The sequence below is a fragment of the Paenibacillus sp. PK1-4R genome, from assembly GCF_030369595.1.
In the GTDB taxonomy this organism is placed as follows: domain Bacteria; phylum Bacillota; class Bacilli; order Paenibacillales; family Paenibacillaceae; genus Paenibacillus.
The window spans coordinates 5734482-5749965 of record NZ_CP126535.1 but is presented as its reverse complement, the minus strand read 5'-3'; the positions used below and the strand labels follow the sequence as shown (position 1 = coordinate 5749965).

15 protein-coding genes are annotated in these 15484 nt (G+C 45.3%); 9 read left to right on the top strand and 6 right to left on the bottom strand.

Features of this window, described 5'->3' with window-relative positions:
- Positions 1 to 5 precede the first annotated feature (5 nt).
- Complete coding sequence (locus tag QNO02_RS24970; RefSeq protein ID WP_036605750.1) at positions 6 to 260, top strand: YuzB family protein; 255 nt, start codon at positions 6 to 8, stop codon at positions 258 to 260.
- Here the strand turns inward: QNO02_RS24970 and QNO02_RS24965 are convergent.
- Positions 257 to 1318, bottom strand: a complete 1062-nt coding sequence (locus QNO02_RS24965; RefSeq protein WP_076333178.1) for an NAD(P)/FAD-dependent oxidoreductase — start codon at positions 1316 to 1318, stop codon at positions 257 to 259. The two genes, QNO02_RS24970 and QNO02_RS24965, sit on opposite strands and share 4 nt — an antisense overlap.
- 234 nt (positions 1319 to 1552) lie before the next feature.
- Entirely contained in the window at positions 1553 to 2659 is a 1107-nt protein-coding gene (mqnE, locus tag QNO02_RS24960) for an aminofutalosine synthase MqnE (RefSeq protein ID WP_091037892.1), read from the bottom strand.
- Positions 2660 to 3290: 631 nt separating this feature from the next.
- On the opposite strand from mqnE, the gene QNO02_RS24955 reads away from it, so the two are divergent.
- The 7 genes from QNO02_RS24955 (at position 3291) to QNO02_RS24925 (ending at position 8623) form a co-directional block, all read left to right on the top strand.
- Positions 3291 to 3647: a HesB/IscA family protein gene (locus tag QNO02_RS24955; protein WP_062837974.1), complete on the top strand. Its 357-nt coding sequence runs from the start codon at positions 3291 to 3293 to the stop codon at positions 3645 to 3647.
- 225 nt (positions 3648 to 3872) lie between these two features.
- Positions 3873 to 4514 carry an NAD(P)-dependent oxidoreductase gene (locus tag QNO02_RS24950; protein ID WP_289392886.1) on the top strand — a complete coding sequence of 214 codons (642 nt, stop codon included), beginning with the start codon at positions 3873 to 3875 and terminating at the stop codon, positions 4512 to 4514.
- Between the two features lie 286 nt (positions 4515 to 4800).
- The gene (locus QNO02_RS24945; RefSeq protein ID WP_289390329.1) at positions 4801 to 5166 is read left to right on the top strand and encodes a hypothetical protein; all 366 of its coding nucleotides are present in this window, start codon (positions 4801 to 4803) and stop codon (positions 5164 to 5166) included.
- A 264-nt stretch (positions 5167 to 5430) separates the two neighbouring features.
- Complete coding sequence (locus QNO02_RS24940; RefSeq protein WP_289390328.1) at positions 5431 to 6315, top strand: AraC family transcriptional regulator; 885 nt, start codon at positions 5431 to 5433, stop codon at positions 6313 to 6315.
- A 174-nt stretch (positions 6316 to 6489) separates the two neighbouring features.
- Positions 6490 to 7068, top strand: a complete 579-nt coding sequence (locus QNO02_RS24935; protein ID WP_289390327.1) for a hypothetical protein — start codon at positions 6490 to 6492, stop codon at positions 7066 to 7068.
- 152 nt (positions 7069 to 7220) lie between these two features.
- A complete protein-coding gene (gene rarD / locus QNO02_RS24930) occupies positions 7221 to 8099 on the top strand; it encodes an EamA family transporter RarD (protein ID WP_133387454.1) in 879 nt (292 codons plus the stop codon).
- A gap of 182 nt (positions 8100 to 8281) precedes the next feature.
- On the top strand, positions 8282 to 8623 hold the full coding sequence (locus QNO02_RS24925; protein WP_289390326.1) for a hypothetical protein: 342 nt from the start codon (positions 8282 to 8284) through the stop codon (positions 8621 to 8623).
- 8 nt (positions 8624 to 8631) lie between these two features.
- On the opposite strand, the gene QNO02_RS24920 is transcribed toward QNO02_RS24925, so the two are convergent.
- The 3 genes from QNO02_RS24920 to QNO02_RS24910 form a co-directional block, all read right to left on the bottom strand.
- The gene (locus tag QNO02_RS24920) at positions 8632 to 9087 is read right to left on the bottom strand and encodes a hypothetical protein (protein WP_133387456.1); all 456 of its coding nucleotides are present in this window, start codon (positions 9085 to 9087) and stop codon (positions 8632 to 8634) included.
- A 949-nt stretch (positions 9088 to 10036) separates the two neighbouring features.
- Complete coding sequence (locus QNO02_RS24915; RefSeq protein ID WP_445671078.1) at positions 10037 to 11086, bottom strand: glycoside hydrolase family 53 protein; 1050 nt, start codon at positions 11084 to 11086, stop codon at positions 10037 to 10039.
- Positions 11087 to 11433: 347 nt separating this feature from the next.
- Positions 11434 to 11661 carry a hypothetical protein gene (locus tag QNO02_RS24910; protein ID WP_017692425.1) on the bottom strand — a complete coding sequence of 76 codons (228 nt, stop codon included), beginning with the start codon at positions 11659 to 11661 and terminating at the stop codon, positions 11434 to 11436.
- A gap of 248 nt (positions 11662 to 11909) precedes the next feature.
- On the opposite strand from QNO02_RS24910, the gene ppk1 reads away from it, so the two are divergent.
- Positions 11910 to 13991 carry a polyphosphate kinase 1 gene (gene ppk1, locus QNO02_RS24905; protein ID WP_091037874.1) on the top strand — a complete coding sequence of 694 codons (2082 nt, stop codon included), beginning with the start codon at positions 11910 to 11912 and terminating at the stop codon, positions 13989 to 13991.
- Here ppk1 and QNO02_RS24900 read toward each other — a convergent pair.
- A complete protein-coding gene (locus QNO02_RS24900; protein ID WP_091037872.1) occupies positions 13951 to 15480 on the bottom strand; it encodes a Ppx/GppA phosphatase family protein in 1530 nt (509 codons plus the stop codon). The genes ppk1 and QNO02_RS24900 overlap by 41 nt on opposite strands.
- Positions 15481 to 15484: the final 4 nt, after the last annotated feature.

Sequence of the window (15484 nt, the reverse complement as noted above, 5' to 3'; positions counted from 1 at the left end):
CTTAAATGAGACCGATTATTGAATTTTGTGCCAATAATATGCATTTTGGCACAGATGAAGTCATGGATCAACTGGAAGAAAATCCAGACTATGACGTGATTGAATACGGCTGCCTAACCAACTGCGGCCAATGTTCTATGACTCCATTTGCACTGGTGAATGGCGAAGTTGTCATCACGGACAAAGTGGAAGATCTATATAACGCCATTTTGGCCAAAATTGCCGAAGCCGATGTCTGGGACGAGCTCGATCTCGACTAACCGAGATGGCGCTTGGACATCCAGAGCACACCACTTTTCAAAATACGAGGTACACGTCCCATCATGGACGTTTTGCCCATCAGCCCAAACCCAGACTTCTTGCCGAGTGCACCGAGTGTGCCACGAAGCTTGAGTGGATGTGGATTGGGCTTTTCGCCTTTCCAGAGGGCATGCTGAATATGGGCGATCTGCTCACCCTGCACTTCCGCAGCTTGACCGCTAGGTGCATAAGGGACACTCGCACAGTCACCAACGACATATACATCGGTATATTCCGGGATTTGGTAGTATTCATTCAGGACGACACGTCCTTGAGGGTCTTTGGTCACGTCCAGATCCTGTACCACTTTTACGGGCTGAATGCCTGCAGTCCACACGACAGCATCCGTTAGAATCTGTTCATCCCGGTTATAGATAGCATTAGGTTCAACACGTGAAATGGCGATATGCCCGCGTGTCTCTACCTGATGTTCGTTGAACCATTCATGCACATAAACGGACAGACGTTGTGGGAAAGCAGATAATACACGCTCGCCACGATCCAGAATGCTGATGTTCAGATCGGGTCTGCTCTCACGAAGTTCGGCTGCCATCTCGACACCGCTTAATCCGCCGCCAACGATATGCACATTGCCATAGGCTTTGATCTCATTAAGACGGAGGTAGGTCTCGCGTGTTTTGCTGAAGCTCTGGATGGTACAGCTGTAATCTTCGGCGCCTGGTGTGTTGTGGAAACGATCTGTACAACCAAGTCCAATGACAAGCTTGTCGTACACGAGCGGGTCTTGGCCTTCAAATTCAATCTGACGCTGTTCTAGGTCGATCGAAGTAACTTCTCCATAACGGTAAGTGACTTTATCGCTCACGGGAAATTGGATACGCAGGTCATAATCGGATACGGTGCCTGCTGCGAGTGCGTAATATTCTGTCTTTAATCCTTGGAAGGGGCTGCGGTCCACCAAAATAATTTGTGTATCGGATGGAATTTTACCTTCCAGAAGTTCCTTGATGATGGTGAGGCCGCCATAGCCGCCTCCAAGAATGACGAAATTTTTCATGACTCGGCTTCCTTTCTGCATCAGTCCCACTGAAATGGGGCTGTAAACTGTGGAGCAGCTATGCAATAACATAGCTGCTCCTTTTGTTATGATTTGAATAATTAAAAAGTAGACGTTGAAAATTGAAGATATTATTCAGCAGTTTGCACCACTCGAATTCAAACGTCTCCCTATCATGAAAGCTGCGTTCTGGAGTGGTGCTGGTGCAATATTGGTTGTGGATGGATCTATGTCCTATTCGTACACTTGAATTTCATTGTAGAACGTATCACGTTCTACCGGAATACGTCCTGCACCTTTAATGAGCCATATGAGCTCTTTACGTGTAAGGCCTTCAGGTGTGAGTGCACCTGCCGCATGACTAATCCGTTCGCGAACGATCGTGCCGTGTGCATCTGAAGCACCAAATCCAAGGGCAACTTGAGCTAGCTGTGGACCGATGTTAATGAAGTATGCTTTGATATGATCGATGTTATCCAGCATCAGACGGCTGATCGCAATTGTTTTGAGATCCTCATAAGCCGAGTTACGACGCATAATGCTCGCGTTTTTACTTTTTGGCTGCATGGAAAGCGGGATAAAGACCATGAATCCGTTGGTCTCATCTTGCAATTCACGGATCTGCACCATATGGTTGACGCGGTCCTCATAGGATTCGATCGATCCATACAACATCGTAGTATGTGTACGCATGCCGAGATCATGAGCTGTACGGTGCACCTCAAGATAACGATCCACGTTGGCTTTGTCTACACGCATTTTTTTGCGATATTCATCCGAGAGAATCTCAGCGCCGCCACCAGTCAATGTTTTCAGACCTGCTTTTTGCAGCTCTTGCAGAACTTCCCTGATACTGAGTCCGCTAATCCGGGTGAAGAAATCAATCTCGGCTGCCGTGTAAGCTTTCAGTGTAACATCTGGATATTTCTCGTTTAAAGCACGCAGGGAATCGACATAATACTGAAAAGGAACATGGTTGTTATGTCCGCCTACGATATGGAACTCACGTACGCCCGGATGAATATGCTGTTCCACATAATCGATCATTTCCTGACCGGATAATGTATAAGAGCCTTCTTCACCCTGGTCTTTACGGAAATTACAAAAAGCGCAGCGGGCTTCGCATACGTTCGTAAAATAAAGACTCATGTTTTCGATGAAATATACTTTCTTGCCATTTTTCCGCAAGTTGGCCTCATTGGCCAGCTGGCCCAAAGTCAGCAGATCATCTGTTTCATACAGATATACGCCGTCTTCTACGCTCAGCCTTACGCCGTTCTGCACTTTCTCAACGATTTCAGCCATTCTTTTGTCTGTGAACGGTGTTACCAATGTAGACATACTGTTTCCTCCTGTTCTTAACCGGATTTGAGTTGTGTGTAGGATCTGTATACAGAACTACATAGCAAAGATGCGGTCATCTGCCGCTTCCTTATAAGGACTAACTCTTATTTACCCGGTGCAGCGTGTGCTGCATATGAAAGCTAAATTTTTTCAAAAAATGGAGTCTGTTGACTCATATATGCATTGGGGACTGCGTTGCAGTCTCGAAATGTGAAAAAAATTACAACTCCAATTATGACCATCGTCTGAATAAGTCATGACAAAATATCGACATTTCAGTGCGACCACCTATTCATTATAAACCTCGTATCGCGGGGGTTCAATACACTGGGAAGAAAAAGGAGTTCAGGGGGAACGCGGAAAGAGGCAAACATGACTTGAGACCCTTGACGGGGTGGAGTATAATTTAAAGAAGAGTTAATGAAAGGTTGTTCAAAAGTACGCTTTTGATTACGAAGGGTGCCTAGCGGCATCTCAGCGTCGAATATGGGATTCAGCCGAAATGTCCGTTGCTCACGTAGTTTTGCCTACGCTCCGCTACTCCATTTCTATCTTCATTCCATCTTCTTGGTACTGAAAAGCGCCCTTTTTGAACATGATTTTATATGAAAAAGGAGAGTGACCTGGCATGATTAACATCAGCGAAACGGCTGCTGACAGATTGAAAGAGATGCTTGCACAGCAAGAGACACCTGGTATGTTCCTGCGTCTTGGCGTAGCACCGGGCGGTTGCACCGGATTTTCGTACGCCATGGGCTTTGACGATAAAGAGTCCGATGAGGACCTGTATATGGATATTCAGAACATGAAGGTTGTAGTCGAGAAGGAAAACCTGAAATATCTGAATGGACTTGAAATTGATTTTGAAGAGTCCGGTATGACGGGTGGGTTCACCATCCATAATCCGAACGCAGTAGCCACTTGTGGTTGTGGATCTTCTTTCCGTACGAAGGAAGATGCGGGTGTGCCTGATAAGGATTGTTAAGAAACTGAGTTGTGCAGCGGTTTCACAATCTTGTTTTGAAATAAGCAGTATGCAATCCCTTTAATAGATAGCCTCTGAATTGTATCCGTTTTGCACGGGCATGATATCAGGGGCTTTTTTGCGTGTACTGAAAGTTACATGGTTGACAAACTTAGTTGTAACAATTATAGTTACAATATGAAGTTCAAACATAAACCATATCGATAATTTAAAGGAGAGATCATGATGAACATTGCAATCATTGGTGCAACAGGCAAAGCAGGAAGTGTAATTCTGAAAGAAGCAGCAGACAGAGGGCATGAAGTGACGGCGATCGTTCGTAATGCATCCAAATTGGAAGATAAAAGCCTGAACACGCTGGAGAAAGATGTACTCGATCTTACCGCTGAGGATCTTAAAGCGTTTGATGTGGTTGTAAATGCATTTGGTGCACCAGCGGGTAAAGAAAACCTGCATGTGGAAGTAGGACAAGCGTTGATCAACATCCTGAAAGATGCACCAAACACTCGTCTGATCGTTGTGGGTGGAGCAGGAAGCCTGTTCACTGACGAGTCCAAGACATTGCGTCTCTTTGAATCCCCAGGATTCCCTGATGCATACAAAGCAACTGCAACGAACCAGGGTCAAAACTTGCAGGATCTGCAAGCATCCTCTGGTATTCAATGGACATTTTTGAGCCCGGCTGGTTTCTTTAATCCAGAAGGTGTACGCACCGGCAAATATCAAGCAGGCAACGACGTTATTCTTGTGAATAGCGAAGGCAACAGCTACATCAGCTATGCAGACTATGCGATTGCTTTGGTTGATGAGATCGAGAATCCACAACACAAAAACGAGCGCTTTACCGTTGTTGGTGAAGTGAAGTAACACTTTTAAATTATAATATGGAACATACAAACGGACGCTGATCTCCAAAGATCGGTGTCCGTTTTTTTTATGTTATCGAAGAGGGAAGATCTGCAATAACGTTAGACAGTTTAGAGGATTATCGCTCAACTTCCAACTACTCCTTTGAATCTATGTTATATTATTCTAAAGATGGGAAGGAAATGTGATTATGTGAAAACCATCTTCTCTTCATTGGAATTTCTGCGAGTTCAAAAGTACAAGGGAGTGAACAGTTGTGAAGATGTATTCTAAAGGAGTTATATTATTGATCTTTGCGGTTTTTATGATTAGTGTATCGAGTGGTTCAGGGTTGTCCCAATATACAAACGTTAAAAATACGATGAATCAAATTCACATCACTTCTCTTTATCCGAAAAATAAGAATGGACAAACATATGGCTCTGCCATATATGCGACTTCTCCAGAAACGGAACCTGATTTAATCTTGGCTACTGGTGTGGATGGTACAGAAGGATATCTGCTGAAAAAAGACATGGATGGCGAGCAACCAAAAACACCTGAAGAAGCTATTGCGATACAGAACAGCAGACCACCAGACGGATGGGATATTCCACTGTATGACAAGGATGGTGAAACCGTAATTGGTGTGTTTCATGTTGGAGGAAAGTGAAAGTTACCAAATTAGGATCAAATATGACGCTATCTTGAAACTTTAATGAAATGACCACCATTCGGGCAGTTGATCAAAAGGGTCGGCTGCTTTTTAATTTTATGATTTATTTAGTTTGCTAAAGGATGAGAAGGTAATATGCAATACTTCATTACAAAATTTACAACATATATCCTTCGGACGATACGAGAAACTTAATTGCGCACAAATAGTTGCGATACGAAAACCTAACGAAACTATACTTTTGTTGAGAGGAGGGATGGGGTGGATTGGCTTATGAGGATGAATCGGGCATTGGATTATATTGAAATGAACTTGGTCGGCGAGATCGAATTGAAGGAAATTGCTCAATGTGCTTATTGTTCTTCACATCAGTTTCAGAGAATGTTCTCGTTCATTACCAATGTTTCACTTGCGGAATATATACGAAGAAGACGGCTGACTCTGGCTGCAATTGAATTGCAGAATAGTGATAGGAGAGTTGTTGATATTGCCATAAAGTATGGGTATGAATCACCGGTATCATTCGCAAGAGCTTTTCAATCGGTGCATGGTGTTAATCCAGCGATGGCTCGTGAAGAAGGGACTGCCCTCAGAGCCTATCCGCGGCTTTCCTTCCTTATTTCGATTAAAGGGGAAGAGCCTATGAACTATCGTATCGAAACAAAAGAATCCTTCGAAATATTTGGAATAGAGAAAGTGTTTCAATTAAACGGAGTAGAGACCCCCGCAGAATTATGGAAGCAAAGCCACGAAAATGGCGAGGTTGAAAGACTTGCTACAAATGCCGATGATCTACCAAACTCTTTGAATTCGAATTATCATAAAGTACATGCTGTGTGTAGCTACAAAAAAACTGGGGAAGATACTTTCCCATACATGTTGGGTGTATTTAAAGGTGAAACAAGTAAACCCGATGGTTACACAAGTATAACGATACCAGCACACACGTGGGCGATCTTTTCCTCTGATCCCTTTACATGGGATAAATTCGATGAAACCATTGAAACCTTATATAGACGATTCTTTTCTGAATGGCTTCCTACTACAGGATATGAACAGGTCAACGGAATGGAATTTGAAATTACTGAAGTTAAAGGTGGACTGAATTTTGTTGAGCTATGGTTTGCTGTAAGAAAAATATCTTAGTTTTATTTCTTTTAGATTAGTCCTTGAATGATAACTTAATAAAGACAAATGGAGCAACCAACTGTGTCCGATTGGTTGCTTCTTTGTTCATTCACCTAACGGCAAGGGAAAATGCAACATTTTTCCTGTTAAACAGGTCAATAAAGATGTACGAAATAACGTTATGAGAAGAAGGTGGAAAAACTGAAGATTCGTATAATCACGTTAATATTTTTTATATCCACCGTTTTCTTTATCTCAAATGCACAAGATGTTAACGCTTTGTCATGTGCTGAATCGGGTGGTCCCCAAGAACAGTTAGAAATATATGATGGAGCTGTTTATGGTGAAGTAAAGCAAGTAAAGGTCGACTTGAAGCAAGAAGGGTTTACAGGGAGCAAAGAGAAAATTAGATATATTTTAGTGGAAGTTGAGAGGAGTTGGAACACTGAAGTTGACTCTCAACTAATTATCGCAACTAACTTCACATGGGGGTTTGATTTCAAGGAAGGTAACAAATACTTACTATACTTTAGCGAAGTGGATGGTGAATTAAGTAGTAGTCCGTGCAGTTTGACCATCGAAATGAATCATTTGAACCAGGCAACTCAACTATTCGGAGAAGGATATCCACCAAAACAACAAGTAAACTTAGAACACAAAATGTGGTTTATGTTTGAGCAAGATATTGATTTGTTTATCGTAGGTGTAGTAGTATTTGCGGCGATCTTTATCTTCTTCATGAGAGTAAGGAAGAAAAAGCGCAAAGTATGATTTGGTTGCGCTAAACGTGAAGCTTTTGCTAAAAGAAAAAGTCATTTGAACTAGGCATGGGTTCCTGTATGACCTATTACCCCCTTTACTTAAACGAGGATCGAGGCGTATAATCCGTTGAGACATTAGAGTAAGTAAGAGGGGAAAAAGTTATGAATAATGGATTAATCAACGCGATCATTGCGTATATCATGTGGGGGGTTCTCCCGCTGTATTGGAAGTTGTTCGAAAATGTACCGGCAGGCGAGATTTTATCGCACCGGGTTGTCTGGTCATTTGTCTTTATGGGGATTTTCGTTGCCGTCCAACGTCGTTGGAGTGACATGAAGCGCATTCTGACCAGTCGTTCGACCCTGCTGTCCCTTACCGCGAGTGGGCTGCTAATTGCTATTAATTGGCTTATCTTCATCTGGGCAGTTAACAATGGTCATGTCGTTGAGACAAGTCTGGGCTATTATTTGAACCCGTTGCTGAATGTGTTGCTGGCGGTTGTCTTCCTTCATGAAAAGCCAAACCGGGGACAATGGCTCGCGATTGCCATCGCTGGTGTCGCGGTACTTATCATCGCTATCGACTACGGACGTTTCCCATGGGTTGCGATCTCATTGGCCGTGTCATTTGGCTTGTACGGTCTGGCGAAGAAGAAGATTAAGCAAGACGCTTCTGTGGGTTTATTTTCGGAGACAGCTGTAGTTCTGCCCGTCGCACTCGGCTACTGGATCTATCTGGCTGTTGTAGGAAAAGCAACGGCATGGACGCTGCCTGCGCCCATGTTCTTCGAACTGCTTCTATCTGGTGTGGTGACGGCGCTGCCGCTGCTCTTCTTTGCACGGGCGGCTGCTCGAATGTCGTTGTCCACACTAGGCTTCGTACAGTATATTGGGCCAACAATCATGCTGATCCTGAGCGTGTTCGTGTTCAAGGAAACGGTCTCGCCAGTTCTGCTCGTTGGTTTCGCGCTGATCTGGACAGCGCTTATCGTATACGCTGCCGCATCAATGCGTGCTACGAGACTTGCTAAGGTAAGCTGAATTTAGAGGTATTCTGGTATCGTCATAGTTGCCCTGTCTGCCGATTTGGTGGACAGGGCAACTATTTGTTTGAGGGGAACGAAACTCGACAAAAACCAGAAAGGAAGCTGGATCAACCTTGTGGTAAAATACAGGAGTACTAATCAAAAATAGTAATAAGAAAATGAGGAGGCAACAGATATATGATGGTCAATGACCTGTACCGTAAACGTGTTCTGTTCTTTACAAAGAATGATGTAGTTCAGACACTATTTCAGTTTTCTATTTCAGCGATAATTGGTGTTATATACGGGGTTATGCTCGTTAACGAGACGATAGGTGGGCTTATTAATAAATTGCTCCCGAGCACGAATGGTCCGGATCTTCATTTATATCTGCCCGTTGTGATAACGGTGTTCATCTACTCGTGTTTTATTCAGAAGAGACAACGGATTTTACTTGAAAAAATCTCATTTAGTTGTCTCCATATTTTTGTTGCCCTGCTAGGCTGTATTTCTTCAGTTGTTGTGTTATTGGTGATCTAAACCAAATCCTACGTATCTACACCTTCAGCCCCATCAACTGCATCAATGACACCGACAGCGAGTGTTGTTACCGCAGCAGCAGCTAAAAGATTCTTGGCACCAAGCTTGACTCTGTCCTTATCTTCCTCTTGCATGCCCACAACAACATCTTTACCGCTGTTATATACATACTTGGCTGATATCGCTACACCTTTTGCGGTATTGGTTACAGCACCTCCAATATCGGCAAGTCCCGCGTCTATGGCGGTATCATCTTTTCGAATTGCACCACTGGCAAGATCATATGTCCCGCTAGCCAGTTGTCCCACGGTTTTGCCTGTATTAATCGTAGCTTTCTCTACGCCGTTTCCGACTTCTTTGATAAAGGGGCTTCCTGCAATTTCACCAACAACTCTCACGCTGCCGCCCAACACTTTTCCGGTAACTTCCCCAGCTAACTGACCGAGCCCTTTTAAAAAACTCATCCTTATGCCTCCTAAAAAGTTGATCCTATGTGTTATCTCAATAAACTTATTATATTCATATGTAAGCCAAAAGAACATCAGTCTCCAGCCCGAGTGGTACACCCCTCCTCGATTGATCGCGACATGATTTTAGAAGTGCCTCATAGAGCAGCAACGTAGTGGAGGAGGCGGAATCGATTCTGAAGAAGCGGAGCGTTCGCCTGAAAGCTTTCTGCAAGAAAGCTACATCGGAAGCATAGGCTATCCCCGGATTTTCCCCTTATCAGGGGAATTCATAAAATCTGGGGATAACAGCGATCATAAGAACGATCCGCCACCGGAACGCCACCACGCGGCCCCCTCAACGCACTTCATCGCCAAAAGGCGCTCATCCCACCGGGAACAGCGCCTCAAGCCCTTGTTTTACCTTGCTACCTAATCCATTTGACTACACACGGTTTTAGAAGTGTCTCAAGGAGCAGCAACGTAGTGGAGGGGGCGGAATCGATTCTGAAGAAGCGGAGCGTGCGCCTTTATCCCCGGATTTTCCCCTTATCAGGGGAATTCATAAAAATCTGGGGATAATAGCGAACATAAGAACGATCCGACACCGGAACGCCACCACGCGGCCCCCTCAACGCACTTCATCGCCAAAAGGCGCTCATCCCACCGGGAACAGCGCCTCTAGGCCTTGTTTTACCTTACTACTTAATCCATTTGACTACACACGGTTTTAGAAGTGTCTCAAGGAGCAGCAACGTAGTGGAGGGGGCGGAATCGATTCTGAAGAAGCGGAGCGTTCGCCTGAAAGCTTTCTGCAAGAAAGCTACATCGGAAGCATAGGCTATCCCCGGATTTTCCCCTTATCAGGGGAATTCATAAAAATCTGGGGATAACAGCGATCATAAGAACGATCCGCCACCGGAACGCCCACCACTGCTCCCATCCAAACTTCTAACCTCTCCGTGTTCTAGTCAATAAATCCTTCCATGACAGCCGTTGGCATCATATTGGATTGCCATGCGCCTTTGCCGTAGCCGCCGTTGTATCCTGGTGTAGCCTGAGGCTCCCAGTAGAATACACCTTTACCTTTGCCATTTGGCAGATTACGAATTTGGTTTTTCATCGCAGCAACAAAACTTTTTCCAGCTGCAGCCTGGTTATTGTCCATGCCAATTTCGGAGATGATGATCTCTTTACCATAACGGTTGATCATATCCTTGGCGTTGTTTACCGTATTTGTCACAGCGGTGTTCCAGCCGGAAGCTGAAGGATAGAGGGACATGGCGATCATGTCAAAGTTAGCTCCGTTATTGATCAGACCACCAATATTCCATACATAGAGGGCGTTATCATCTCCACCTGCCAGATGCACAATGGTTTTGGTGCCGCTGCTCAGGGATTTCACGGCATTATGGCCTGTGTTCACCAGCCACGCATAGTTTTTCATGTTAGTGGATGCTTTGCCATCTTCCCATAACATGCCGTTGCTTGTTTCATTACCGATCTGAACCCAGTCAGGGGTGACGCCTTTGCTTTGCATCGCCGTCATCACATCACGAGTGTGGTTCCATACCGCATCCATGAGCTGTTGGAACGTATAATTTTTCCAGGCAGCAGGTTTGGTTTGTTGACCAGGGTCTGCCCAGGAATCGCTGTAGTGCAGGGTAAGCATTACACTCATGCCAGCATTCTTGGCACGTTGTGCGAGTGCAGCCGCACGATCCTTATTCATGTAACCGTTCCCATAATCATTCGAAGGATTAACAAAGACCCGAATGCGAACGGAGTTGATTTGATAGTCGTTTTTCAAAATATCAATGATGTCACGCTGTACCCCGTTTTTATCTTTCCATTTGTAACCTTGGGCTTCCATTCCGGGAACCCAACTGATGTCAGCTCCTTTGGCGAAACTTGGTGCTGCGCTGGCATGCTGACCTGCGGGCAACATGATGGAGGTGAATAACAAAACAAAAGCCAACATGATGGATGTCTTGAAACCCCTTACATTTTTGAACATTACAAGATGCCTCCTCGGATTTAGGTTGAGTTGCATCCTAATTATAGCCATCTTGGTTTGCTCTACTAAAGGGTCTATTTCCAATATTTTGGGTGTTTTCTCAACCTCTCTACAGAAAATGAGAAAACAAAAAGCCGTCCGAAGACGGCTTTTCTACCCGTGGCGCTTTTTGAAACATTGATCCGTATCCCGCGCCTCCACCAGACTCATTTAATTTGAGCTAGTGGATCGGGTAAGGGACACGTTCAACATGTGATTAGAAATGTTGACGCACCTCCTTTCCTTGTGGCAAGAGTATACAACACCTGGTTTCGGAAAGCTAGTCTTTTTTACGTTTTTACGCAAAATTATTTTTCAGTCTGGAACATCGTGATATCTCGTGCATAATGGCTCTTTGTTCCGTCATTGTTTCGGATGCGCACACTGTCTTCACTGATCCGCTCCACAATGCCACAACCGACCTCGCAATAGACGCCAGCCGGGTCTTCCTGCCATGCGCTTACCATACATTGGGATAGTGCAGCCGTGAAAAATTCTATATTTTTTTGTAACGTTCTAGGTTTGTTGGATTTCATTATATACTCCTTTAATCAAATATATTTGGAATGAGAACAAGCAACCGGACCAAATCACACTGTACTTCACTTTACTCTGTCTATTGACCTTTGTAAAGGGATGGAAAAAGTTGCGGCCATGAGGTATCATTTACATAAATTTTACGTAGCGTTTACACTGCGCTGACGCTTGATGTTGATTACGAATAGTACAATTATATGAGAACTTCTAACCAAGAATAGATATGCAACACATTCGGAGGCCATACATGCATAGAGACGTCAAAACAGGCAACTACGTTAATCGTGATTTGAGTTGGGTTGAATTTAATCGGCGCGTACTTCAGGAGGCCCAGGATCCAACAACGCCTCTGCTGGAACGCATGAGATTTCTCGGCATTGTCGCTAGTAATCTGGACGAGTTCGTCAGTGTAAGGGTGGCAGAGACAAAAGAGAAGATCAAGGCCGGATTCACGCAAAAAGATTTTACAGGATACACGCCTTCGGGATTGTACCGCAGATTGATCAAACGAACCGGGACCATGGTCGCCGAACAGTATAAAACGTATCGTGAACTCATTCGTCTACTAGCCAAAAAAGGCGTGAACATTCAGGAATATACAGATCTTAATGTGACACAGCAGCGCGCAATGGACCAATACTTTCATGAAATTATTTTTCCGGTACTCACACCGATGGCGATTGACCAGAGCCGTCCGTTCCCGCTGGTACACAACAAGTCTGTCTATCTGTCCGTGATGCTTCAGAAGGAAGGGGAGCAAGAGGGCGAGCCGTTTATGGCTATTGTTCAGGTGCCTTCCAATCTGCCGCGAGTAGTTCAGGCTCCCATTCGGGCGAATAGCAAAAAGAAAACATTCATACTGATTGAAGATCTTATCAAACATCATATCCATACGCTCTTCAGCGGATATATCTCGCTTGCTGCACAGGAATTCCGAGTGACCCGCAATGCGGATCTGTTTATTAATGAAGAAGAAGCGGAAGATCTGCTTGAGGCCATTGAAAAAGAATTGCGACGCAGACGCCGCGGGGCTCCTGTACGACTGGAAGTCTGTAAGGATTTTCGTCCGGATGCCTTATTGGAATTGCAGGATGAATTTGATATTCAGGACCCGGTATATGAAATTGATGGACCACTTGATCTGAGTTTTCTGGCGGGATTCGTGGACAGTCTGGAAAGTTTTTCACATCTGAAATACAGTCCGGTGAAGCCGGTCTATCCACCGGAGTTTCTGCCAAGAGAAAGTCATTTTGAGCTGCTGCGCAAACGCGATGTACTGGTGCATCATCCGTATGAATCGTTTGAACCAGTCACTGATTTTATATTGGAGGCTTCCGAAGATCCAAGAGTCCTGGCCATCAAGATGACATTATATCGGGTTAATGGCGACTCACGCCTTATTCCGGCACTTGCACTTGCGGCTGAGAGTGGTAAGCAGGTCACGGTGGTGGTGGAACTGAAAGCCCGATTTGATGAAGAGCGTAACATTGCTTGGGCTCGTAAGCTGGAGAAGGCTGGTTGTCACGTGGTTTATGGACTGGTTGGACTGAAGACCCATGCCAAAATCATTCTTGTCGTACGCAGGGAACAGCAGGGGCTGAGACGTTATGTTCATGTAGGAACCGGTAACTATAATGAGAGTACAGCCAAAGTGTATACGGACGTGGGGCTGTTCACCTCCAATCCGATTATTGGGGAAGACGCATCCGAGTTGTTCAATGAGATTACCGGATATTCCGGTCCGAAGGCATTGCAGGCATTCCGCGTAGCTCCGGATGGTATGAAGGATGAACTGTTCGCCCTGATTCGTCGAGAAACGGAGCATGCGCTGAAAGGCAAACCTTCCAGAATCATTGCCAAGATCAACTCCTTATCCCATCAGGATATGATTGATGAGTTGTACGAGGCTTCTCAAGCCGGCGTGCAGATCGACCTGATTGTGCGAGGCGTATGCTGCCTGCGTCCGGGGGTAGAGGGGCTGAGTGAGAATATTCGGGTCATTAGCATTGTGGATCGTTTTCTGGAGCATTCACGGTTGTTTTATTTTGAGAATAGCGGCAACCCGGATGTATTCATCTCCAGTGCAGACTGGATGACACGTAACCTGAATCGAAGAATTGAACTGATGTGTCCCGTATTTGATCCAGAGCTGAAGAAGATGCTGGTTGATATTCTTAATCTGTCCCTTATGGATAATGTCAAAGCCAGAGAGCTTATGCCTGGTGGCAATTATGTATTTGTAAAAAATGAAAAGCCCCCGCTGAGAAGTCAGACGGAGGCCATGGGTATTATCCCTTGGAAGCCTGCTGAATGGAGTGCGTTAACGTAACTCCCCAGGCTTCCTTCAGATCCTTGACGGCCTCTTCCAGGCCATCAAGTTCCAGTAACGGCTCAGCTGTACAGGTGAATTGCACCTGCAGCGAGTCGTTTTCTTTTGTTGCTTCAATCGCAGCGATGCTTTCGGATCGATTGATGGCTTCCGCTACGCGCAGCAGAGAGCCAATACGATGAGCATGCCGCTCATCCGAGTTTTTCAGAATGTCCCGGTGCTTATTCAGCAGCTGGGGCGTTCTTTTTTTGGGATGATAATCAGCTGCACTGGCACTTAGAATGGTCTCCCGATGAGAAAGTCCATAGATACTTGCATTCATGATCCAATAGGCCGAGTGCTGTGTATAACGGAAATAGTTAATCTGTTTACCTGCCATGTGCAGCATGGAGGATGCATACAGGATTCGGGCATCTGCTTGATCAGGAGGGGTACCTTGTAATGCAGTATACAGGGTAACCGTATCCTGATGAATCCGTTGCAGACGTTTCTCTGGAATAGGCGGACCAAAGTGGATAAAGTTGCGGATACTGTCCTTCAGCGCGTCCGGAACGACCGGCTGACCTCCAGCCATGTAATCTCGCAATAACCCGTCTCGTAGACCCGCACCACTAACCACATAACGATCTCCCTGTATTAACTGGAATACAGTTCGAAGGATCAGTACGCCGGGCACAATGATGTCTGCGCGATCTTTGGCGAGCCCAGGTACCTTTTTGCGCTGTGCTGAGGTGAGATGTGGCAAGGAGCGAGCAATGTTCTCCATCGCTTCCTCACTGATCTCATAATGATGTGTGACAGGCAGAGAATACTGGGTACGCTTCTGTTCCACTTTGGCGAGTGTACGCATTGTGCCCCCAAGTCCGATGAGTGGCAGACCAGGATGCTCACGAATCCAATCCTGTCCACGGAGAGCCTCAATGACTTCGTTGCATAATGCATGTGCATTTTCCTCGGTCCACTGATCTTCGCCCCCGTAACGGGCATGTGAATTCACTGCACCAATGGGGAGGGAGATGCTATGTAACCTCTTCCGATCCCGAAAGACTGTGATCTCTGTGCTGCCGCCTCCAATATCCACGACATAACCGTCTGCCAGATCAATGGATTGAGTAACACCAAGGAACCCATAATAGGCTTCCCGATCTCCCGATACACATTCAATGGTAAGCCCCGTCTCTGTCTCCAGCCATTCAATAATCTCCAGGACATTGCTTGCATTACGAATAGCTGCGGTAGCTGCTGCGCGAATCAGCTTGGTCTGATACGCTTCACAGGTCGCTTTGAATTGACGCAAGATGGTAATGGCTTTATCCAGAGAATGGCGCAAAATGGTTCCATCGGACTCAACAACGCTGCTCAGACGAGCGGCGTATTTGTCTTCATGAATGATGCGATAGGCTGCGTCCTGATCCAGTTCATAGATAACTAGACGAATGGAGTTCGAGCCGATATCAATAATTCCTAAGGTTTCATTAGTACGTGTCATAAGC

What these genes read in the sequence shown, in the direction of transcription:
- QNO02_RS24970 (WP_036605750.1), top strand. Translation starts at nt 6, where the DNA reads ATGAGACCGATTATTGAATTTTGTGCCAATAATATGCATTTTGGCACA.
- QNO02_RS24965 (WP_076333178.1), bottom strand. Translation starts at nt 1,318, where the DNA reads ATGAAAAATTTCGTCATTCTTGGAGGCGGCTATGGCGGCCTCACCATC.
- mqnE (WP_091037892.1), bottom strand. Translation starts at nt 2,659, where the DNA reads ATGTCTACATTGGTAACACCGTTCACAGACAAAAGAATGGCTGAAATC.
- QNO02_RS24955 (WP_062837974.1), top strand. Translation starts at nt 3,291, where the DNA reads ATGATTAACATCAGCGAAACGGCTGCTGACAGATTGAAAGAGATGCTT.
- QNO02_RS24950 (WP_289392886.1), top strand. Translation starts at nt 3,873, where the DNA reads ATGAACATTGCAATCATTGGTGCAACAGGCAAAGCAGGAAGTGTAATT.
- rarD (WP_133387454.1), top strand. Translation starts at nt 7,221, where the DNA reads ATGAATAATGGATTAATCAACGCGATCATTGCGTATATCATGTGGGGG.
- QNO02_RS24925 (WP_289390326.1), top strand. Translation starts at nt 8,282, where the DNA reads ATGATGGTCAATGACCTGTACCGTAAACGTGTTCTGTTCTTTACAAAG.
- QNO02_RS24920 (WP_133387456.1), bottom strand. Translation starts at nt 9,087, where the DNA reads ATGAGTTTTTTAAAAGGGCTCGGTCAGTTAGCTGGGGAAGTTACCGGA.
- QNO02_RS24915 (WP_445671078.1), bottom strand. Translation starts at nt 11,086, where the DNA reads ATGTTCAAAAATGTAAGGGGTTTCAAGACATCCATCATGTTGGCTTTT.
- QNO02_RS24910 (WP_017692425.1), bottom strand. Translation starts at nt 11,661, where the DNA reads ATGAAATCCAACAAACCTAGAACGTTACAAAAAAATATAGAATTTTTC.
- ppk1 (WP_091037874.1), top strand. Translation starts at nt 11,910, where the DNA reads ATGCATAGAGACGTCAAAACAGGCAACTACGTTAATCGTGATTTGAGT.
- QNO02_RS24900 (WP_091037872.1), bottom strand. Translation starts at nt 15,480, where the DNA reads ATGACACGTACTAATGAAACCTTAGGAATTATTGATATCGGCTCGAAC.